This window comes from Phyllobacterium sp. RCAM01083 (assembly GCF_055685835.1).
In genome coordinates, this window is the sequence record NZ_JBVFZN010000005.1 from 2,816,122 (window position 1) to 2,836,876 (window position 20,755).

Sequence of the window (20,755 nt, forward strand, 5' to 3'; positions counted from 1 at the left end):
GCTCTCACATGGCGCTCACTGGAAATCTCAGGATCAACGGCGACCGTCTCTGGGACAGCCTGATGGACATGGCAAAGATCGGACCGGGACTGCGCGGCGGCAACAACCGCCAGACCCTGACCGACGAGGACGCCGAAGGCAGGCGCCTGTTCCAGAGCTGGTGCGAAAAGGCCGGGCTGACCATGGGTGTCGATACCATGGGCAACATGTTCTTCCGCCGCGAAGGTACCGACCCGGCTGCCCTGCCCGTCTATGTCGGGAGCCATCTCGATACCCAGCCGACCGGCGGCAGGTATGACGGCGTGCTCGGTGTCCTCGGCGGGCTCGAACTTGTCCGCACCCTCAACGACCTCAATATCAAGACCAAGCACCCGATTGTCGTGGTCAACTGGACCAATGAGGAAGGCACGCGCTTTGCACCCGCCATGCTGGCATCGGGCGTCTTTGCCGGTATTCACACGCAGGACTGGGCCTACGCGCGCGAAGACGCCAAGGGCAAGACGTTCGGCGGCGAGTTGGAGCGCATCGGCTGGAAGGGTGACGAGGAGGTGGGCGCGCGCAAGATGCACGCGCTGTTCGAACTGCATATCGAGCAGGGCCCGATCCTCGAAATCGAAGGCAAGGATATCGGCGTCGTCACTCATGGCCAGGGCCTGTGGTGGCTGCAGATCACGCTGACCGGCAAGGACAGCCATACGGGTTCCACACCGATGCCCATGCGCCGGAATGCCGGGCTGGGCATGGCCCGCATCACCGAACTCGTCCACACCATCGCCATGGCGCACCAGCCCAGCGCGGTCGGCGCCGTCGGCCATTGCGATGTCTATCCGAACTCCCGCAATGTCATTCCCGGCAAGGTGGTCTTCACCGTCGATTTCCGCTCGCCCGACCTTGCCACACTCAACGCGATGAAGGCAGAGCTCGAGGAAAAGGCGCCGAAGATTGCCAAAGAGCTCGGGCTGGAAATCAAGATCGAGGAAGCCGGACATTTCGATCCCGTCACATTCGACGAAGGCTGCGTAACCGCCGTGCGCAATGCGGCCGAGCGGCTGGGTTACAGCCACCGCAACATCATTTCCGGCGCGGGGCACGACGCCTGCTGGGTCAACCGGGTTGCGCCAACGGCCATGGTCATGTGTCCCTGCGTCGACGGGCTCAGCCACAATGAAGATGAAGAGATTTCCAAGGAATGGGCGGCCGCCGGCGCGGACGTCCTCCTGCATGCTGTTCTGGAAACGGCCGTGATCCAGACCTGACCGGATACCATTTCCATACAGAGCAACATGTTCGACAAAAGACCAATAAGGGGAACGGACACATGGCTACGAAAGTGATCAAAGGCGGGACCATCATTGCCGCCGACCGCACCTACAAGGCGGATGTGCTGATCGAGGGCGACATCATTGCCCAGATCGGTACGGATCTTTCCGGCGATGAGATTATCGATGCGACGGGCTGCTACCTGATGCCGGGCGGCATCGATCCGCACACCCATCTCGAAATGCCCTTCATGGGCACCCACTCTTCCGATGATTTCGACACAGGCACCGCCGCGGCGCTGGCGGGCGGCACCACCATGGTGGTCGATTTCGTCCTGCCCGGCGCCGATGGCCTGCTGGCAGCCTTGCAGGACTGGTTCCAGAAGGCGGGCAAGGCACGCACCGACTATTCCTTCCACATGGCCATCACCGGCTGGAACAAGCAGATCTTTGACGAGATGCCGAAGGTGGTGGAACGCGGCATCAACACGTTCAAGCACTTCATGGCTTATAAAGGCGCCCTGATGGTGGACGATGACGAGATGTTCGCCTCGTTCACGCGCTGTGCCGAGATCGGCGCCATGCCGCTGGTCCACGCCGAGAATGGCGACGTGGTCGCGCATCTCCAGCAGAAGCTCCTGGCAGAAGGCAACAATGGGCCGGAAGCCCATGGCTATTCCCGGCCGCCGGAGGTCGAGGGGGAAGCGGCCAACCGCGCCATCATGATCGCCGACCAGGCCGGCGTGCCGCTCTACATCGTCCACGTGTCCTGCGAGCAGGCGCATGAAGCCATCCGCCGCGCCCGCCAGAAGGGCATGCGCGTCTATGGCGAGCCGCTGGTGCAGCATCTGACGCTCGACGAGAGCGAGTACAAGAACAAGGACTGGGACTATGCGGCGCGCCGGGTGATGTCGCCGCCCTTCCGCGACAAGAGCCATCAGGACGGCCTATGGGCCGGTCTCGCCTCCGGCAGCCTGCAGGTGGTGGCGACCGATCACTGCGCCTTCACCACGGAGCAGAAGCGTTTTGGCGTCGGCGATTTCACCAAGATTCCCAACGGCACCGGCGGCCTCGAAGACCGCATGCCCGTGCTGTGGACCAGGGGCGTTCGCACCGGCCGCCTGACGCCGAACGAATTCGTGGCCGTGACCTCCACCAACATCGCCCGCATCCTCAACATCTATCCGCGCAAAGGCGCCATCCTGCCGGGCTCCGATGCGGATATCGTCATCTGGGACCCGGAGGCGTCGAAGGTGATTTCCGCCAAGACACAGAAATCCGCCATCGACTACAACGTGTTTGAAGGGATCGAGGTTACCGGACTGCCGCGCATCACCCTGTCACGCGGACAGATCGCCTACAAGGACGGCGAAGTGCTGGCGCCGACCGGCAGCGGCCGCTTTGTCGAACGCGAGGCCAATGCGCCGGCCAATCGTGCACTTTCCACGTGGAAGGAACTCACGGCACCGCGTAAGGTGGAGCGCGATCCGAAAAACATACCGGCGGGCGTCTGATGACAGTCGTCGCGCTCCGACCCAAGGCCCAGTCAATGCCAAACGCGACGCCAAAGAATGTGATCGACGTCAAGGACCTGTCCCTGGTCTTTCAGACCAATGACGGGCCGGTCAATGCCCTGTCGAACATCAACCTTGCGGTCAATGGCGGCGAGTTCGTTTCCTTCATCGGGCCTTCAGGCTGCGGCAAGACCACCCTCCTGCGGGTGATCGCCGATCTGGAGCAGCCGACGTCAGGAACCATTTCCGTCAATGGCATGACGCCATCCGAAGCGCGGCAGAATCGCGCCTATGGCTATGTGTTCCAGGCGGCGGCGCTTTATCCATGGCGCACCATCGGCGGCAATATTTCCCTGCCGCTGGAAGTGATGAGCGTGCCAAAAGCCGAACGGGCGAGCCGCATCGCCAAAAACCTTGAGCTGGTCAACCTTGCCGGTTTCGAAAAGAAATTTCCGTGGCAGCTGTCGGGCGGCATGCAGCAGCGCGCCTCCATAGCGCGGGCGCTGTCCTTCGATCCCGACATGCTGCTGATGGACGAACCGTTCGGTGCGCTGGACGAGATCGTCCGCGACCACCTCAACGAAGAGCTGCTGAAGCTGTGGGCGAAGACACAGAAAACGGTGATCTTCGTCACGCACTCCATTCCGGAAGCGGTGTTCCTGTCGACAAAGATCGTGGTGATGAGCCCGCGTCCCGGCCGTATCCATGAGATCATCGACTGCAATCTCGGCACGGAACGCACGCTCGATATCCGCGAAACACCGGAATTTCTCGAGATTGCCCACCGGGTGCGCGAGGGCCTGCGCCATGGCCATTCCTATGATGAATAGCCGGGGCGCATGATGACCGCGATCCGCGCCGCCAAACTGCGTGACATGTCCGACTGCGCGGCTATCGTCAATGCGTGGATCGACGTGACGGAATGGATGCCGCGCATTCATTCGGCGGACGATGTCACGGACTATTATTGCGATACCGTCTTTTCCAGATATGAAGTCTTTGTCGCCGATGACCATGACATGGTAGCCGGCATGGTTGCGCTCGCGCCTGACAACATGGTCAATGCACTCTACGTGCATGCCGACCGGCGCTGCAGGGGCATCGGCAAGGCACTGCTGGATCACGCCAAGCGGCAGGCCACGGGACCGGTGGAGCTTTGGACCTTTGTAGCGAATACCGGTGCCCAGTCCTTCTACAGGCGCGAAGGCTTCACCGAAGTGCGCCGCACCGATGGCGACAATGAGGAACATTTGCCGGATATTCTGTACCGCTGGCAGCCTGAAGCGGGGATGCATTCATGAACTTCATCCGCAACAGCGTTATTCCCGTTGGAACCGTTCTCCTCGCCATTCTGGCGCTGTGGTATGCCTTCGCCATTATCCTCAATGCACCGTTCGAACGGGATCAGGCGGCACGCGCCAACACAACGATCGCGACCGGCCAACTGATCGCCAACACGATGGCGCAGGAGCGCCCGGTCCTGCCCGCACCGCATCAGGTGGCCGAGGAAATCCGCAAGACCGTGTTCGATATCAGCCCGACATCGAAACGCAGTCTTGTTTATCACGGCGGTGTCACCCTGTCCTCGACCTTGCTGGGTTTCGGGCTTGGCACGCTGCTCGGCATCCTGCTGGCCATTGCCATTGTCCATTCGCGCACGCTCGATAAAAGCCTGATGCCGTGGATCATCACATCGCAGACCGTGCCCATCCTTGCCATCGCGCCGATGATCATCGTGGTGCTCAACGCGGTCAATATCACCGGGCTCCTGCCCAAGGCGATGATCTCCACCTATCTGTCGTTCTTTCCTGTGGCCGTCGGCATGGTCAAGGGCCTGCGCTCACCCGAGATCATGCATCTCGACCTGATGCACACCTATAACGCCTCGAAGGCGCAGGTGTTCTGGAAGCTGCGCTGGCCGGCGTCCATGCCCTACCTCTTCACCTCGATGAAGATTGCCGTCGCCATCAGCCTGGTCGGTGCCATTGTCGGTGAACTGCCGACCGGTGCGGTCGCGGGCATCGGTGCGCGGCTGCTGGCCGGTTCCTATTATGGCCAGACGGTGCAGATCTGGGCCGCATTGATCGCGGCGGCGCTGATGGCGGCCATTCTGGTCAGCCTGATCGGGCTGGTGGCCACGCTCGTCAACCGGCGCATGGGAGTACGGCCATGAGACTATCCCGCTCCCCGCTGGCCATTGCCGCCTTCCTGCTTGCCGTTCCCGGATTGCTGATATCGTCCGGCGGCGACGTTCTCGACATGCTCAGCTATTCGACCCCGGTTATCCTGTTTGTTGCCGCTGCCGTTGCCATGTTCACGAGCGTATCGATACCGTCGCTGATCGTCGTTCTCGCGCTTGTCCATGTGGTCGCCTTCTGCCTTATCGGACTGCTCCACGCCATGCCGCAGCCGCCGGGACCGTCGATCGGCTACTGGTGCATGGTGACCTCATCCTGGCTGCTCGCGTGGTTCAGCGTGCAGAATCTGGCCGGCCTGAAACTCACTTCGCCGCAGGCCCAGCGGCTGGTCAATCTCGCCCTGCCGGTGCTGTTCGGTGCGTGGCTGCTGATCCTGTGGGAAATCATTGTCCGCGGCTTTGGCGTACCGAGCATTCTGCTGCCGCCGCCATCCATGATCGCCGAGCGCATTTCCAGTTCCGTGCCGACGCTCTGGGCGGATTTTCAGCAGACCTATCTGAAGGCCGCCATTGCCGGTTACGTCATCGGTTGCGGCTCCGGCTTCCTTGCCGCCATCATTGTCGACCGGGTGCCTTTCCTGCGCCGGGGACTGCTGCCCATCGGCAATCTTGTGGCCGCCCTTCCCGTTGTCGGCATCGCGCCGATCATGGTCATGTGGTTCGGTTCCTACTGGGAATCGAAGGCGGCCGTGGTCGTCATCATGACCTTCTTTCCCATGCTGGTGAATACCGTGGCCGGACTTGCCGCATCCGGCGCAATGGAACGCGACCTGATGCAGACCTATGGCTCCAGCTACGGACAGACTCTTGTGAAGCTGCGCCTGCCCGCCGCCATGCCCTTCATCTTCAACGCGCTGAAGATCAATTCGACGCTGGCCCTCATCGGCGCCATCGTTGCCGAATTCTTCGGCTCGCCCATCGTCGGCATGGGCTTCCGCATCTCGGCGGAAGTCGGCCGCATGAATGTCGATATGGTGTGGGCGGAAATTTTTGTCGCGGCGCTTGCGGGCTCGCTGTCTTACGGGCTTATTACCCTCATCGAACGGGCGGTTACTTTCTGGCACCCTTCCTACAGAACTTAAAAAACAAGAACAGAGGAGAACTGAAACATGAAGAAGACGATAGCATTGACGATGGGTCTGGCGATGACGCTGATGGCGGGCTCGGCGCTGGCGGCCGACAAGCTGACCCTGCAGCTCAAATGGGTCACGCAAGGCCAGTTCGCCGGCTATTATGTCGCCAAGGACAAGGGTTTCTACAAGGAGGCCAATCTCGACGTGGAAATCAAGCCGGGCGGGCCTGACGTTGCCCCGCCGCAGGTGATCGCCGGCGGCGGCGCCGATGTGGTCGTCGACTGGATGCCGTCTGCCCTCGCCACGCGCGAAAAGGGCCTGCCGCTCGTCAACATCGCCCAGCCGTTCAAGCGCTCCGGCATGATGCTGACCTGCCGCAAGGAGACCGGCATCACCAAGCCGCAGGATTTCAAGGGCAAGACCCTCGGCGTCTGGTTCGGCGGCAATGAATATCCGTTCCTGTCGTGGATGAATCACCTCGGCCTCAAGACCGATGGCGGTCCGAATGGCGTCACCGTCCTCAAGCAGGGCTTCAATGTGGATCCTCTGATCCAGAAGCAGGCGGACTGCATCTCGACCATGACCTACAATGAATACTGGCAGGTGATCGATGCCGGTATTCCCGCCGATCAGCTGGTCACGTTCAAGTATGAGGACGAGAAGGTCGCCACGCTCGAAGACGGTCTTTACGTGCTGCAGAAGAGCCTCGATGACCCGAAGATGGTGGAAAAGCTTGCCCGCTTCGTCAAAGCCTCGATGAAGGGCTGGGACTATGCCCGCCAGCATCCGGACGAAGCGGCCAACATCGTGCTTGAAAACGATGCGAGCGGCGCGCAGACCGAAAAGCACCAGAAGCGCATGGTGGCGGAAATCAACAAGCTGACTGAGGGCTCCACCGGCGTTCTCGATGTGGCAGCGGCCGAGCGCACCGTCGACACACTCCTCGGCGGCGGCTCCGATCCGGTCATCACCAAGAAGCCGGAAGGCGCTTGGACAACGAAGGTCACGGACGCCGCGAAATAACGATTCGCAGCCGGAATGAACAAGGCGGGGAGCAATCCCCGCCTTTTGTTTGCATGAATAAGAATCCTATTCAGCGGGCAGGGGCGGCTGCGACACCACTTCCAGAAGTTCCCGCTCGAGCCGCGCTTCCTCTTCCGCTTTCGGCTTGGAGAAACCGGCGAGCAGGAGATAGGCGACCGGCGTCAGGAACAATGTCGAGGCTGTGGCAAGGCCGAGACCGCCGACGATGACCCAGCCGAGGGCAATACGGGCCTCGGCACCGGCACCGCTGGCCAGAACCAGCGGAACACCGCCGAGAATGGCGCAGAGCATGGTCATGACCACCGGGCGCAGGCGGATATTGGAAGCCTCCTCGATGGCCTGTCGCACGCTCCGGCCCTGATCGCGCAAATGGTTGGCGAATTCAACAATCAGGATGCCGTTCTTGGCCATGATGCCGACAAGCAGCACCAGCCCGATCTGGCTGTAGACATTCATGCTGGTGCCGGTGAGCACCATGGCAAAGACCGCGCAGGCTAGGCCGAGCGGGACGGTCGCCATCACGATAACCGCGCTAATGAAGCTTTCAAACTGTGCCGCGAGCACGAGCAGGATGATCAGGATGGCGAAACCGAAGGTAACGAACATGCTGGCGGAATTCTCGCCGAGCGTTGCCGCCTCGGCGAGCGGAATGAGGCGGTAGCCCGGCGGAAGCAGTGGTGCAGCCACCTCCTGCGCCACCTTATAGGCATCACCCAGGGCAAAGTCAGGACTGAGGGCGGCCGTTATGGCGACAGACCGCATCTGCTGCTCGCGGGTCAATGCCGGCGGCACTGCCACTTCCGTCAGCTTGGCGATGGTCGCCATCGGCACGAAGCGGCCATCGCTGGTGCGCATGAAGACGTTTTCGAGATCCGTCGGATCATTGATCGGATTGGTGGTCGAGACCAGCTTCACATCGAAACTGCGGTCCTCGATGTAGACCGAACCGATCTTGTAGCCATCCAGCACCGACTGCAGCGCCTCGGCGAGGCCGGTGATGTCGATGCCGAGATCCGATGCACGTTCGCGATCGATGGACACGGAGAGCTGCGGCTGCGTCGGTTCATTGGTCAGACGAGGCCTGTCAAAGCGTTTGTCCTTTTCCAGCGCCGACACGATCTTGGCGGCGGCCGTTCCGAGGTCGGCGTAATTGGTCCCGACAATGGCGAACTGCAGGCCGTTGCCCGCGCCGCGAATGCCGAGCGAATTGGGCTGGGCGGCAAAGACCTGGATACCGGGAATATTGCGCACGCGCTTGGACACGTCGGCGAGGATTTCCTGCTGGCTCCGGTGACGTTCCTTCCATGTGGCAAGGCTGAGCACCATGAAACCGCGATTGGTGTTGCCGTTCTGTCCGGCGATGGAAAACGTGTTCTGGATTTCACCGGAATCGCGCATCGGCTGGATCAACGTCTCGATCTGGCGCATCTGGTCGTTGAGATATTCAAGGCTGACGCCCTGCGGCGCCGTGATGCGCAGGAAGGCCGAAGCGCGGTCCTCGGTCGGCGTCAATTCCTGTTTAAGCAGCGAAAAGGCGCCAAAGGCTGCCCCGGCAAACAGCAGCGATGCCAGGACCACGAGCCATGGCGCGGCCAGACATCCGTGCAGCATGCGGCGATAGGCTTCGAGGAACCAGCCGCCCACGCGCCGGACAAGGCCCGGCGAATGGTTGATATCCTCGTGCTTGGCTTCGCTTGCCGAGAGCAGGCGCGAGGCGAGCATCGGACAGAGCGTGAGCGCGACGACGGCCGAGAGCAGCACGCAGATTGCCAGCACGAAGCCGAACTCGCGGAAGAGACCGCCGGTCTGTCCGGGCAGGAACGAGAGCGGCACGAACACTGCCGCCAGCGTCACCGTCGTCGCGATGACCGCGAAAAACACCTCCTGCGTGCCAAGCACGGCAGCGGCGCGCGGCCCCATGCCCTGGTTGCGGCGCCGGACGATATTTTCGAGCACGACAATGGCATCGTCCACCACGAGACCCGTCGCCAGCACCAGCGCCAGCAGCGTCAGGATGTTGATCGAGAATCCGGCGAGATAGATCGCCGAGATGGTTCCGATCAGGGCGACCGGCATCGACACCGCGGGGATCAGCGTCGCACGCAGATCCCACAGGAAGAGATAAATGATCAGGATGATGATGAAGACGGAGGCGCCCAGCGCGATTTCAACCTCGTGCACGGCACCGTTGATGAAATCGGCATCGTCACTGGTTACGCGGATATCGACGCCTTCCGGCAAGGTTTTTTGCAATTGACCGATAGCCGTCCGGACGCCTTTGGAGATATCGAGCGTGTTGGACTGCGCCTGGCGGATGATGCCAAGACCAATGCCGGTCTTGCCGTTGGCACGCAGCGTCGATGTGCCGATATCGGGACCGAGCGTGACGGTTGCGACATCCCGGATCTTGGTGCGATCCTTGATGATGATGTTTTCGAAATCCTCCGGCGTCGACACCGGCGCGGTGGCGCGGACGACGATGCTCTGGGCGCTGCTGTTGATCTGACCGACGGGCGTATCGAACGCCATCGTGTTGAGGGCCGTGCGGACATTGGCAACCGTCAACCCGAGGCTTGCCAGTTTGCCCTGATCGATATCGATACGGAAAATCTTGCTGCGGTTGCCGTTGATTTGCACATCCGCGACACCGGGCACCGATGCAAGCACGTCCTTGATCTGGTCTTCGACCAGAACGGTCATGTCTTCGACGGCCATCGTGGTCGAGGTGACGGCAAGGCGCATCACCGCATCGGCATTGGCATCCGCCTTGACGATCTGCGGCGGATCGGCCTGCTCCGGCAGCGTGTTGGTGATGCGGCTGATGGCATCGCGCATATCGGCGGCGGCAACGTTCAGATCGACACCGTCATTGAACTCCACGGTGACGCGGCTGGTCCCGAAGGACGAGCTGGAGGAAATGGATTTGACCCCGGAAACGCGGGACACCGCGCCTTCAATCGCAGCGGTCAGCTCGCGGTCGACCGTCTCGGCAGCGGCGGCCTGGAACGTCGTCGTTACCGTCACCACGGGCCGGTCGACATCCGGCAGTTCGCGCACGTCGACGCCATAGAAGGCGGCAAGCCCGGCGACGACGATCAGGGCATTGAGCACCAGCGCCAGCACCGGGCGGCGGATGAAAAGAGCGGTGAAATTGGAGCCGGACTGTCCGTGTGAATTGCTCACGCCGCACCTCAGCCCTTTTCGCCGACGGATGCCAGCGGTCGTGTGCCGGAATCCGTCTGGTTGGCAGGCTGGCCCTTGATCTGGACGGCACCACCCTGGCGAACGGCCTGCACCCCTTCTGCGACAATAAGGTCACCCGGTTTGATCTCGGCATTGACGAGAACATAGGCGGCATTGCGCTGCATGATGCGGACGGGCACACGCTGCGCCTTGTTGTCCGCAATCTTCCAGATATAGGCGCCGTCCGTGCCCCACTGGATCGCCAGCGGATCGACCGTCGGATAGGTCTCTCCGGCAAATCCCATGTTCACCTGAAAGGCCATGCCTTCGCGCAGGGCATCATTCGGATTGGTGATCCTCGCCTGCACCTGCAGGGTGCGGCTATCGGGATCGATGCGATTGTCGACGGCGTTGATCGCGCCCTTGAACGTCTCGCCTGGCCGGGCAACGGAGGTGGCCGTGACGGCCGCGCCGACCTTGATGGCCGGAGCAAAGCGTTCCGGCACCCAGAAATCCACCAGCACCTCGCTGCGGTCGGCGATCGTCGCGATCTGCGTCGTCGTGGTGATGTAGTTGCCGGCACTGACGGGAAGAATGCCGACGATGCCGCCAATCGGCGCCTTGACGGCGCGGCGGTCCAGCGCGAGTTCGGCTTCGCGTACATCGAGACCGGCATTGTCCACGGCCAGTCCGGCATCGGACACCTGCACGGCGGAAACGGTGTTGGTCGCGCTGAGGTTTTCCGCACGCTTCAACTTGGTCTGGGCATCCTTCAGCATGGTGCGCGCCTTGTCGGCGGCGATGCTTTCCGCCTCGGAATCAAGCCGGGCAATCACGTCGCCAGCCTCAACCCTGGTGCCCGAGGTGACCAGGATTTCCGTCATGCGTCCGGCGGCGAACGGTGTAACGGAAACGGAGCTCTTTGCCTTGCCGGTGCCGATGGCCGACAGCTTGTCATTGATCTTGGCCGCATCGGCGGCCCGCACAACCACGATCGGAACGGCCTGTCCGCTCCGTCCCTGGCCGTTGGGCGCCGCCGGTTCCTTTGCTGTGGTCAGAACCTTGTCGACGTCGGCTTTTTTCAGGAGATTGGACGCGCCCGGAAAGAAATACAGCCATCCCGCGCCGGCAACGGCGAGGATAACGACAACCAGTACAAGTTGTTTCCAGACTTTCATACGTCACTCCAAAAAGGCCGGTTCCGCTATCCGCGGAGCCAGCACCACCGTATTTTTGATTGTATCCCAATGCGCATCCCGGCGCGAAAGGTTGTTTACCGACAAGAATAAAGCGCTTTGATGTCGCCGTTAATGACAAAACTGTGAGGTTACAAAGATTTAATGCAAATGCCCGCGTCCGTTTGACTGCAGAATTTAGCCGGTTATGCCCGGTTCTGCTTGATGGGCGGTTGCTGCCGTGCAACATGGCGGGCGGAAATTCCGGAAGGAGAGCATTCAATGGCGACGAAGACCGACATTGCACGCCGCGTGTTCAATCACACGTGGAAACTCGACCCCATTGTCCGCAGCCTGCTGGATACGGATTTTTATAAATTGCTGATGCTGCAGATGATCTGGGGGGTCTATCCCAAGGTCGACGCAACCTTCACGCTGATCAACCGTACCACGCGTGTGCGGCTGGGCGACGAGATCGACGAGGAAGAGCTGCGTGCACAATTGGACCATGCCCGCACCATCCGTTTTTCCAAGAAGGAAATGATCTGGCTTGGCGGTAACACCTTCTACGGCAAGAAGCAGATCTTTGAACCGGATTTCCTCGAATGGCTGACGCATTTCCAGCTGCCGGAATACGAGCTGACCAAGCGCGACGGCCAGTACGAACTGAATTTCCATGGCCCGTGGATGTACACGACCATGTGGGAAATCCCGGCGCTCGCCATCATCAATGAACTGCGCTCGCGGGCGGCGATGAAGAAGATGGGGCGTTTCGAACTCGACGTGCTCTATGCCCGTGCCAAGGCCAAGATGTGGACGAAGGTGGAGCGCCTGCGCTCCCTGCCCGATATCCGGATTTCCGATTTCGGCACGCGCCGCCGCCATTCGTTCCTGTGGCAGCGCTGGTGCGTGGAGGCCCTGAAGGAAGGCATCGGCGAAGCCTTTACCGGTACGAGCAATGTGCTGCTCGCCATGGACAATGATCTGGAAGCACTCGGCACCAATGCACACGAACTGCCGATGGTTCTGGCCGCTCTCAGCCGCACGGACGATGAACTGCTGAAATCACCCTACAAGGTGCTGCAGGACTGGAATCGCTACTATGGCGGCAATCTTCTCATCGTGCTGCCGGACGCTTTCGGGACCGCCGCCTTTCTGCGCGACGCACCCGACTGGGTTGCCGACTGGACGGGTTTCCGCCCGGACAGTGCACCGCCGATCGAGGGCGGGGAAAAGATCCTGTCCTGGTGGCGCTCCAGAGGCAAGGACCCGCGCGGCAAACTCCTGGTGTTTTCCGACGGACTTGACGTCGAGACGATCGAAGAGGCCTATCATCACTTCAAGGGCAAGGTGCGCATGAGCTTTGGCTGGGGGACAAACCTGACCAATGATTTCGAGGATTGCGCGCCGCGTTTCAACGATCAGCTCAATGCCATTTCGCTGGTCTGCAAGGTCAGCGAAGCCAATGGCCGCCCGGCGGTCAAGCTTTCGGACAACCCGAAGAAGGCAACCGGCGACAAGGCCGAAATCAAACGCTATCTGGACTTGTTCGGCGCGGAAGACCGGGTGGAACAGGCCGTGAAGGTTTAAGCAGAAGAAGCTGCATTGCCATCCTGCGTGGTTCGACAAGCTCACCATGAGGGGAGTGGTCTGGCTGCAATCCTCAACTTCCCTCATGGTGAGCTTGTCGAACCACGCACATTGCTGCTGCGATCTGTTTGATATGAACAAAACCCCGCCGGCAAGCCAGCGGGGTTTTGGAAATTCAGCGTCAACCGGACGGCTGTTACTGCAGCATGACTGTCTGCAGCTCGTGCTCCTGCGCGCCGACAAGGATATTGTCGCGTTCATCGGAAAGCACGATGGGATCGCCATTGGCGGCAAAGAGCGCCCAGAGTTCGACACCCGGCGTCATCGGCGGCAATGCAGGGAAACTGGTGGCGAGATCGTCGGTCTTCACCTTGCGCATATAGGCGACCTGTCCGGCGCCAAGACGCGAGAATTCCAGTTCACTCAGGAAATTCTTCGAAACAGTGTTTTGCATATCAGCCTCCATATTCGGACGGTCCTTCCAAAGGCCCCGTCCTGTTAGAGCCACGATCAGTCCTGAACTGCAATGTTGATGCGTTTGACCAATCGTTCGGGTTCCGGACGGTCGAGATCGATCGACAGAAGCCCATTCTTCAATGTGGCAGCACTCACGCGCATTCCATCGGCAAGAACGAAAATGCGCTGGAACTGGCGCGCGGCAATGCCACGATGCAGATATTCCCGTTCGCTTTCATCGGCCTGCCTGCCGCGGATGACCAGCTGATTGTCTTCAGTCGTCACTTCCAGATCGTCATTGGAAAAGCCGGCGACCGCGAGGGTGATACGAAGCTGTTCCCGGCCGTTATCGCCATGGATGCGTTCGATATTGTAGGGCGGGTAGCCGTCACCGGATTTGGCGATACGCTCCAGCGTCTTTTCCATCGTGTCGAAACCAAGCAGCAAAGGGCTTGAAAACGGTGTCATTCGTGTCATCTGTGCAGTCCTCAGAAAAGCGACCGAAAAGAGAAACCCGGAGATGGCATTTCCCTTCTGTCCTTTGATATGGTCGATCCCGATGCAGACTTCAAGAGAATGAAAGCAAGAGATGACGCGGAAAATCATAATTGACACGGATCCGGGCCAGGACGATGCGCTGGCAATCCTTCTGGCACTGGCAAGCCCGGAACTGGACGTTCTGGGAATCACGGCGGTTGCCGGCAATGTTCCCCTGGACCTGACCAAAACCAATGCCCGAAAGATCTGCGAACTGGCTGGACGACCGGATGTGAAGGTCTTTGCCGGCGCAGACCGGCCCCTGATGCGGGCGCTTGTCACCGCTGAAAACGTCCACGGCAAGACCGGCCTCGATGGTCCGGACCTGCCTGAGCCTGCCATGCCCCTGCAGGAGCAGCATGCGGTCGATTTCATCATCGAGACTTTGCTGACGCAGGAAAGCGGCACTGTGACGCTGTGCCCGCTCGGCCCCCTCACCAATATTGCACAGGCCCTGATCCGTGCCCCGCAGATCGCCACGCGCATCCGCGAAATCGTACTGATGGGCGGCGGCTTTTTCGAAGGCGGCAATATCACCCCGACCGCCGAATTCAACATCTATGTCGATCCACAGGCGGCACACATCGTGCTGACATCGGGTGTACCGATTGTGATGCTGCCGCTCGACGTGACGCACAAGGCGCTGACGAGTGCCCGGCGGATCGAACGCTTCCGGGCCATGGGAACCCGGTCCGGCGCTGCGTCCGCAGAGCTGCTCGAATTCTTCGAGCGGTTCGACGAAGAGAAATACGGCAGCGATGGCGGCCCGCTGCATGATCCGAACGTCATTGCCTATCTCCTGAAGCCGGACCTTTACAAGGGGCGGCATTGCAATGTCGTCGTGGAAACGGCGTCGGACCTTACCCTCGGCATGACCGTCGTCGACTGGTGGGGCGTGACCGACAGGCCGAAAAACGCCTTTTATATACGCGATGTGAACGATGAGGGATTCTTCGACCTGCTGATCGAACGCATCGCCCGCCTTCCCTGAGCCGAAACAGGTCCGGCAGCCCTCTGCCGGACCTATCTCCTTGTTTCATCACAAAAAGGTGAGTCAACGTAAACCTTCAGTCAGCAATTTCCGCCCATAATCCTCCCGTGACCGGAAGGCCCGCAAGGGCTGCGCTCAAGCCTATTGGGATCGATATGCTGACACGACGGACGTTCTTCTGCGGATTGATGGTGACCGTTGCCGCGCCTGAGGCAGCTTCGGCAAAACCCAGGAAACCCTTTATCCTCAATCCCGAATACATGCCGCAGATCGTTGACTATCCGACCTATGAAGAGGCCGGAACAGTCATCATCGATCCGCGCCACCGCTTTCTCTACCTCGTCGAGGATGAATATTCAGCCATCCGTTACGGCATCGGTGTCGGGCGGGCCGGACGGGCCTTCTCGGGAACGGCGGAAGTCGGCCGCAAAGCCAAATGGCCGCGCTGGCAGCCGACAGACAACATGATCAAACGCCAACCGGAAAAATATGCCCGCTATGCGGACGGGGTTGCCGGCGGCGGCAGCAATCCGCTGGGGGCCCGCGCCCTCTACCTCTACCGCAATGGCCGCGACACCTATTACCGCATCCATGGCACCACCGAACCCTCGTCGATCGGCAAGGCCGTCTCCAACGGTTGCATCCGCATGATCAATGACCATGTGGTCGACCTGTACGACCGCGTTCCCCTGGGAACGCCCGTGATCGTCCTCTGATCGCTCAGGAGCGCGTGTCGGGCACGCGGCGCCAGCTGTAGGTGCCCGCCCTGGTGTGGGAGCCGCGGCCAGGCTGATAATAAACCGGCGTATCGTGCAGGTTGTGGCCGGCGAGGCGTGTCAGCGTCACCGCGTGGGTGACCTTCAGCGTATCGAAGCCGGTGCGCAGCATGTAGGCAACCTGATCGATCAGCACATCGCCGACCGCACGCAGCTCGCCCTGAAACTGATGGCGATCCTTCAGAACCTCGGCCTTCGAATAGGAACGGCCATCATTGAAGGCCGGAAACTGCAGCGCAATCACCGGGATTGAACCAAGCAACGGCAGAAGCGGATCGATGCTTTCGCCGGGCGCGACGGAAACACCGATCCGCCGGTTGGTCGCATTGCGCACCCCCTCGTCAAGTCCGAGCCAGACGGCCAGCGGCAGGATGACCGCCGGGGCATCGCCTGCCTCCTCCAGCGTTTCAGCCGTGATATAGGGGTCCTCGCGGAAACCTTCGCGGCCCCACAGCTGGCTCTCGGGCTTTTCAGACATGTCATTCATAGGTTCGAATCCGTCAGGGAAATATTGCTCAGCTGGTCGGTGAGGCCAGTCAGGTGGATACCGCATTCGGTTTTATCGGTGCCTGCCCAGCGACCGGCGCGGTCATCTTCGCCTTCCTTCACCGGCGACGTGCAGGGCATGCAGCCGATGGACCGGTAGCCTTCAGCGACGAGCGGGTGCGGCGGCAATCGGTTGGCGGCCATATAGGCCTTCAGATCGGCAGACGTCCAGCGCGCCAGTGGATTGATGCGCACGCGCGCGCCAACGGACTCGAACACCGGCAATGCCGTGCGCGTCGAGGCCTGGAACTGCTTGCGTCCGGTCATCCAGGCGCGATACGGCGCGACAGCGCGGGCCATCGGCTCGACCTTGCGGATATAGCAGCAGCGGTCCTTGTTGGTCATGGACAGCGCCCCAAAGGGATCCTCGTCTTTCAGGCTCTGCTTGAGCGGATGAATGTCCTGCACGTCGGTCAGGCCGAGCTCGTGCACGAGCTGGTCGCGGTAGCGCAGCGTGGCCGGAAAATGCTTGCCGGTCTCGAGAAACAGCACCGGCAGGGCGCGATCCACCTGCGCGATCAGGTGCAGAAGCACCGAGGATTCCGCCCCGAACGAGGAAACCACGGCGATGTCCTGTTTGAAGAGCTGGCCGATCGCCAGTTCGATGATCTGCGCCGGGTCGAGATTGCCATAGCGGGCTTCAAGCGCCCGCGCTTCGTCCGCCACGGTGATCTCGTTGGTTTCAAGCAGCATTGGCAGCCTCGCTATAGAGCGCCTCCTTGAAGGGAGCAGCGCCCAGACGCCGGTAAGCCGCAAGGAAGGTTTCTTCCTTGTCCGTCCGGACTTCGAGATAGCGGTCGACGATGGTCTCGATCGCGTCGACGATTTCTTCGGAGGAGAAGCCGCGCCCGGTGATATCGCCGATGGTGCAGACCTCGTCGCCGGAGCCGCCGAGAGAAATCTGGTAGAGTTCCTCGCCCTTCTTCTCGACGCCGAGAATGCCGATATGACCGACATGGTGATGCCCGCAGGCGTTGATGCAGCCCGAGATCTTCAGCTTGAGTTCGCCGATATCGGCCTGGCGCGCCGGATCGGCAAAGCGTTCCGATATGCGCTGGGCAACCGGGATCGAGCGGGCTGTCGCCAGCGCGCAATAATCCAGACCCGGGCAGGAGATGATGTCGGTGATCAGCCCGGCATTGGCCGTGGCGAGACTGTCGGTCAGCAGCAGATCGTAAACGATGCGCAGATCGGCAATCGCCACATGCGGCAGAATGAGATTCTGCTCGTGGCTGACGCGGATTTCGTCCTGGGAGAACTGTTCGGCAATATCGGCAACCAGATCCATCTGGGCATCGGTGGCATCGCCCGGAATGCCGCCGATCGGCTTCAGGGAAATGGTCACGACGCCGTAATCCGGGTTCTTGTGCGGTGTCACGTTCTGGTCGACCCAGGCGGCAAAGGCATGATCCGCCTTGCGGGCACCGGCCAGTGCCGACCAGCCTTCCGGCCGCTGCGGCAGATGCGGCGGACGGAAGTAACTGTCGATGGCATCGACATCCGTCTGCGGCAGCTTCAGGTCGCTGTTCTTCAGCGCCAGCCATTCGGTTTCCACCTGGCGGGTCAGCTCTTCCGTCCCGGTTTCATGCACGAGAATCTTGATGCGCGCCTTGTACTTGTTGTCACGGCGGCCGTTGAGATTGTAGACGCGCATGATCGCGGTCGTATAGGTCAGCAGATCCTCAACGGGCAGGAAGTCGCGGATCTTCTTGGCAACCATCGGCGTGCGGCCCTGTCCGCCGCCGACATAGACGGCAAAACCGATCTCGCCCGCTTCGTTCTTTTTCAGATGCAGGCCGATATCATGCACCTGGATGGCTGCACGGTCGCGCTCGGCGCCAGTAACGGCGATCTTGAACTTGCGCGGCAGGTAGGAGAATTCCGGATGCATCGACGACCACTGGCGCAGGATTTCCGCATAGGGGCGCGGGTCTGCAACCTCGTCGGCGGCAGCGCCGGCAAAGTGATCGGCGGTCACGTTGCGGATGCAGTTGCCTGACGTCTGCAGCGCATGCATCTCGACTTCGGCAAGTTCGTCGAGAACCTTCGGCATGTCCTTGAGCGCGGGCCAATTGTACTGGAGGTTCTGGCGCGTGGTGAAGTGGCCGTAGCCGCGGTCATAGGTGCGGGCGATGTGGGCAAGCTTGCGCATCTGGCGCGACGACAATGTGCCGTAGGGGATGGCAACGCGCAGCATATAGGCATGCAGTTGCAGATAGACGCCGTTCATCAGCCGCAGCGGGCGGAACTGGTCCTCGGTCAGTTCGCCAGCCAAACGGCGCTCGACCTGATCCTTGAACTGCTCAACGCGGGCGGAAACAAACGCGTGATCAAACTCATCGTAACGATACATTCTGCGGGGCCTTCGATTATCAGTTAAGCAGCGTTTGCCGCAGGCTTTTCCGCCTGCTTGCCAAGGTCGAGACGGACGGTCGGGCCGAGCTGGCGGATGCGCTCGCGCAGACGGACCGGATAAAGATGCTCGCCGCGCTCTTCCACGTCGATGACATTGACGTCGATGACAAGATTGGACTTGATCGCCGCCTTGCCCGCTTCCTCCAGCGCCGCCGCCGCTTCCGCGTGGCGGGCCACGAGGGCGCCGTCAATGTGATCGAGCCATTCGCCATTGGCGCCAAGCCATACGGCTTCGCCATCGGTCAGACGGTTTGCAGTGAGAACTTTAACACTCATGATCATCATCCTTCGCAATCAAGCGGCATTGGATTGGAGGTGGCGCGCAGCCACCGGAGAGGTTGGGCTGCGGATAGCCAGCGGCTCGGCCTTGTCGATCGCGGCACCGGCCACGGCATCGCCGATGACCACCATGACGGGACCGTCAAGGTCGGGGCGCTGTTCCAACGCCGGCAAATCCTGCAGCGTGCCGTGGAACATGCGGCGATCCGCACGTCCGGCATTTTCGATCACGGCCACGCCGGTATCGGCATGCAGGCCGGCGCTCATCAGCCGCTCGGCGACCGAGGCTGCAACGCTGCGGCCCATATAAACCGCAATGGTTGCGCCCGAAATGGCGAGGCGCGCCCAATCGGGCAGCACTTCGCCTGCCATGTCATGACCCGTGGTGAACACAAGGGAGGATGCGACACCACGCAGGGTCAGAGGCAATTGCATATCGGCTGCCGCGGCAAAGGCCGAGGTGATGCCGGGAACGATCTCGAAAGGGATACCGGCGGACCGCAGCGCGGCCATTTCCTCGCCGGCGCGGCCATAGACCAGCGGATCGCCGGATTTGAGGCGCACGACGCGCTTGCCTTCACGGCCGAGCGAAACCAGCAGTTCGTTGATTTCGCTCTGGCTTTTCGAATGGCAGCCCTTGCGCTTGCCGACGGAAAGCCGGGCTGCATCGCGGCGGCCCATGGAGACGACCGCCTCAGGCACCAGTGCGTCATAGACGATGACATCCGCTTCCATGAGAACGCGGTGCGCGCGCAGGGTCAGCAGATCCTCGGCGCCAGGGCCTGCGCCGACCAGCCAGACATAACCTTTCGGCTCGTCCTGATTGTCGAGAAGCAGCCCGGCGGCCTGGCGGGCAGCGTCGAGATCATTGTTGTAGACCTTGCCGGCCACATCGCCCGAGAAGAACGAGCGCCAGAACAGACGGCGCGGCAGGCCTTTCTTCACCAGCTTTTCGACAGCGGGACGATAGGCATTGGCGAGACGGGCAAGATCGCCCAGGCGCGGCGAGAACGCCGCATCGATACGGGCGCGAATGATCTGGCTGAGCACGGGGCCCGTGCCTTCCGAACCAATGGCAATGGCAATCGGCGCACGGTTGACGATGGCGGGGGTGAAGAAATCGCAGAGTTCCGGACGGTCGACCACATTGACCGGGACATGCTGGCGGCGCGCTTCGGCGGCAATGGCACTGTCCTGCACTTCATCGCCTGTGGCAACAAAGGCCAGTTTTGCGCCCGAGAGGTGCTTTGGGGAAAAATCTTCCGCGACATGCTGGTGACGGCCCGCGCGGATGAACGCGGCCAGTTCGTGTTCCGGATGGGCCGCAACAATGCGGATCAGCGCATTCGTCTGCGCCAGAAGCCGGGCCTTGTTCAGTGCTTCTTCACCTTCGCCGACAACCACAACCACTTCATTCCGCACGCGGAAGAAGGCAGGAAAGACAGAAAGCTGATTGGCATGGATGGACATGAGCAAGACAATCCCGGTGAATGCTGGGATTATCGTTGATCGGACCGCTCTTTATAAGGAACAGAAGTGCGCCGAATCGAACGGCGGAGCATAGAATTTCTGAAAATCCCGGAACAAGCGGATTCCCTTTCCATGCATCACAAGAAAATGCCGCCCAGCCTTTGCCGGGAACGGCAAGACGGGACAGGCAACAGCAAACTGTGCCGGTTCAAGGAATACCGGCCCAATACACGACTACTTTTATCGTGTT

At 61.0% G+C, this 20,755-nt stretch carries 19 protein-coding genes; 10 read left to right on the forward strand and 9 right to left on the reverse strand.

Going from position 1 to position 20,755, the window contains the following annotated elements; translation table 11 throughout:
- The first annotated feature begins 8 nt into the window (after positions 1–8).
- From ACZ25R_RS20610 to ACZ25R_RS20640, 7 genes are all read left to right on the forward strand, one after another.
- The gene (locus ACZ25R_RS20610) at positions 9–1,256 is read left to right on the forward strand and encodes a Zn-dependent hydrolase (RefSeq protein ID WP_472462055.1); all 1,248 of its coding nucleotides are present in this window, start codon (positions 9–11) and stop codon (positions 1,254–1,256) included.
- A 62-nt stretch (positions 1,257–1,318) separates the two neighbouring features.
- Positions 1,319–2,773 (forward strand): dihydropyrimidinase, encoded by a 1,455-nt coding sequence (gene hydA, locus ACZ25R_RS20615; protein ID WP_223614076.1) that lies wholly within the window; start codon positions 1,319–1,321, stop codon positions 2,771–2,773.
- A 35-nt stretch (positions 2,774–2,808) separates the two neighbouring features.
- Positions 2,809–3,603, forward strand: coding sequence for an ABC transporter ATP-binding protein (locus ACZ25R_RS20620; protein WP_472462056.1), 795 nt, complete (start codon positions 2,809–2,811; stop codon positions 3,601–3,603).
- Positions 3,604–3,615: 12 nt separating this feature from the next.
- Positions 3,616–4,074 (forward strand): GNAT family N-acetyltransferase, encoded by a 459-nt coding sequence (locus ACZ25R_RS20625; RefSeq protein WP_472462057.1) that lies wholly within the window; start codon positions 3,616–3,618, stop codon positions 4,072–4,074.
- Positions 4,071–4,946, forward strand: a complete 876-nt coding sequence (locus ACZ25R_RS20630; RefSeq protein ID WP_472462058.1) for an ABC transporter permease — start codon at positions 4,071–4,073, stop codon at positions 4,944–4,946. The genes ACZ25R_RS20625 and ACZ25R_RS20630 overlap by 4 nt, the downstream gene beginning before the upstream one ends.
- Positions 4,943–6,052 (forward strand): ABC transporter permease, encoded by a 1,110-nt coding sequence (locus ACZ25R_RS20635; protein ID WP_472462059.1) that lies wholly within the window; start codon positions 4,943–4,945, stop codon positions 6,050–6,052. The genes ACZ25R_RS20630 and ACZ25R_RS20635 overlap by 4 nt, the downstream gene beginning before the upstream one ends.
- A 27-nt stretch (positions 6,053–6,079) precedes the next feature.
- Positions 6,080–7,066: an ABC transporter substrate-binding protein gene (locus tag ACZ25R_RS20640; protein WP_105734004.1), complete on the forward strand. Its 987-nt coding sequence runs from the start codon at positions 6,080–6,082 to the stop codon at positions 7,064–7,066.
- A 66-nt stretch (positions 7,067–7,132) separates the two neighbouring features.
- Here the strand turns inward: ACZ25R_RS20640 and ACZ25R_RS20645 are convergent, their stop codons facing one another.
- Together ACZ25R_RS20645 and ACZ25R_RS20650 are read right to left on the reverse strand one after the other, a co-directional pair.
- Complete coding sequence (locus ACZ25R_RS20645; protein WP_472462060.1) at positions 7,133–10,270, reverse strand: efflux RND transporter permease subunit; 3,138 nt, start codon at positions 10,268–10,270, stop codon at positions 7,133–7,135.
- An 8-nt stretch (positions 10,271–10,278) separates the two neighbouring features.
- On the reverse strand, positions 10,279–11,448 hold the full coding sequence (locus tag ACZ25R_RS20650; RefSeq protein ID WP_472462061.1) for an efflux RND transporter periplasmic adaptor subunit: 1,170 nt from the start codon (positions 11,446–11,448) through the stop codon (positions 10,279–10,281).
- Between the two features lie 279 nt (positions 11,449–11,727).
- On the opposite strand from ACZ25R_RS20650, the gene pncB reads away from it, so the two are divergent.
- Entirely contained in the window at positions 11,728–13,035 is a 1,308-nt protein-coding gene (pncB, locus tag ACZ25R_RS20655) for a nicotinate phosphoribosyltransferase (protein ID WP_288193704.1), read from the forward strand.
- 196 nt (positions 13,036–13,231) lie between these two features.
- Here pncB and ACZ25R_RS20660 read toward each other — a convergent pair whose 3' ends face one another.
- Both ACZ25R_RS20660 and ACZ25R_RS20665 read right to left on the reverse strand, forming a co-directional pair.
- The gene (locus ACZ25R_RS20660; RefSeq protein WP_105734008.1) at positions 13,232–13,501 is read right to left on the reverse strand and encodes a BQ00720 family protein; all 270 of its coding nucleotides are present in this window, start codon (positions 13,499–13,501) and stop codon (positions 13,232–13,234) included.
- Positions 13,502–13,545: 44 nt separating this feature from the next.
- A complete protein-coding gene (locus tag ACZ25R_RS20665) occupies positions 13,546–13,968 on the reverse strand; it encodes an Hsp20 family protein (RefSeq protein ID WP_223614066.1) in 423 nt (140 codons plus the stop codon).
- A gap of 112 nt (positions 13,969–14,080) precedes the next feature.
- Here ACZ25R_RS20665 and ACZ25R_RS20670 point away from each other — a divergent pair, with 112 nt between their 5' ends.
- Positions 14,081–15,019, forward strand: coding sequence for a nucleoside hydrolase (locus ACZ25R_RS20670; RefSeq protein ID WP_346306162.1), 939 nt, complete (start codon positions 14,081–14,083; stop codon positions 15,017–15,019).
- A 155-nt stretch (positions 15,020–15,174) separates the two neighbouring features.
- A complete protein-coding gene (locus ACZ25R_RS20675) occupies positions 15,175–15,735 on the forward strand; it encodes a L,D-transpeptidase (protein ID WP_472462062.1) in 561 nt (186 codons plus the stop codon).
- Between the two features lie 4 nt (positions 15,736–15,739).
- Here the strand turns inward: ACZ25R_RS20675 and ACZ25R_RS20680 are convergent, their stop codons facing one another.
- The 5 genes from ACZ25R_RS20680 to cysG are packed head-to-tail and all read right to left on the reverse strand — an operon-like array spanning position 15,740 to position 20,505.
- Entirely contained in the window at positions 15,740–16,273 is a 534-nt protein-coding gene (locus tag ACZ25R_RS20680; protein WP_472462530.1) for a DUF934 domain-containing protein, read from the reverse strand.
- A gap of 5 nt (positions 16,274–16,278) precedes the next feature.
- The gene (locus ACZ25R_RS20685) at positions 16,279–17,031 is read right to left on the reverse strand and encodes a phosphoadenylyl-sulfate reductase (protein WP_472462531.1); all 753 of its coding nucleotides are present in this window, start codon (positions 17,029–17,031) and stop codon (positions 16,279–16,281) included.
- Positions 17,024–18,694 carry a nitrite/sulfite reductase gene (locus ACZ25R_RS20690; RefSeq protein ID WP_472462063.1) on the reverse strand — a complete coding sequence of 557 codons (1,671 nt, stop codon included), beginning with the start codon at positions 18,692–18,694 and terminating at the stop codon, positions 17,024–17,026. Before ACZ25R_RS20690 ends, ACZ25R_RS20685 begins: the two co-directional genes overlap by 8 nt.
- A 23-nt stretch (positions 18,695–18,717) precedes the next feature.
- Entirely contained in the window at positions 18,718–19,032 is a 315-nt protein-coding gene (locus ACZ25R_RS20695) for a DUF2849 domain-containing protein (RefSeq protein ID WP_223614062.1), read from the reverse strand.
- Positions 19,033–19,050: 18 nt separating this feature from the next.
- Positions 19,051–20,505 carry a siroheme synthase CysG gene (cysG, locus tag ACZ25R_RS20700; RefSeq protein WP_472462064.1) on the reverse strand — a complete coding sequence of 485 codons (1,455 nt, stop codon included), beginning with the start codon at positions 20,503–20,505 and terminating at the stop codon, positions 19,051–19,053.
- Positions 20,506–20,755: the final 250 nt, after the last annotated feature.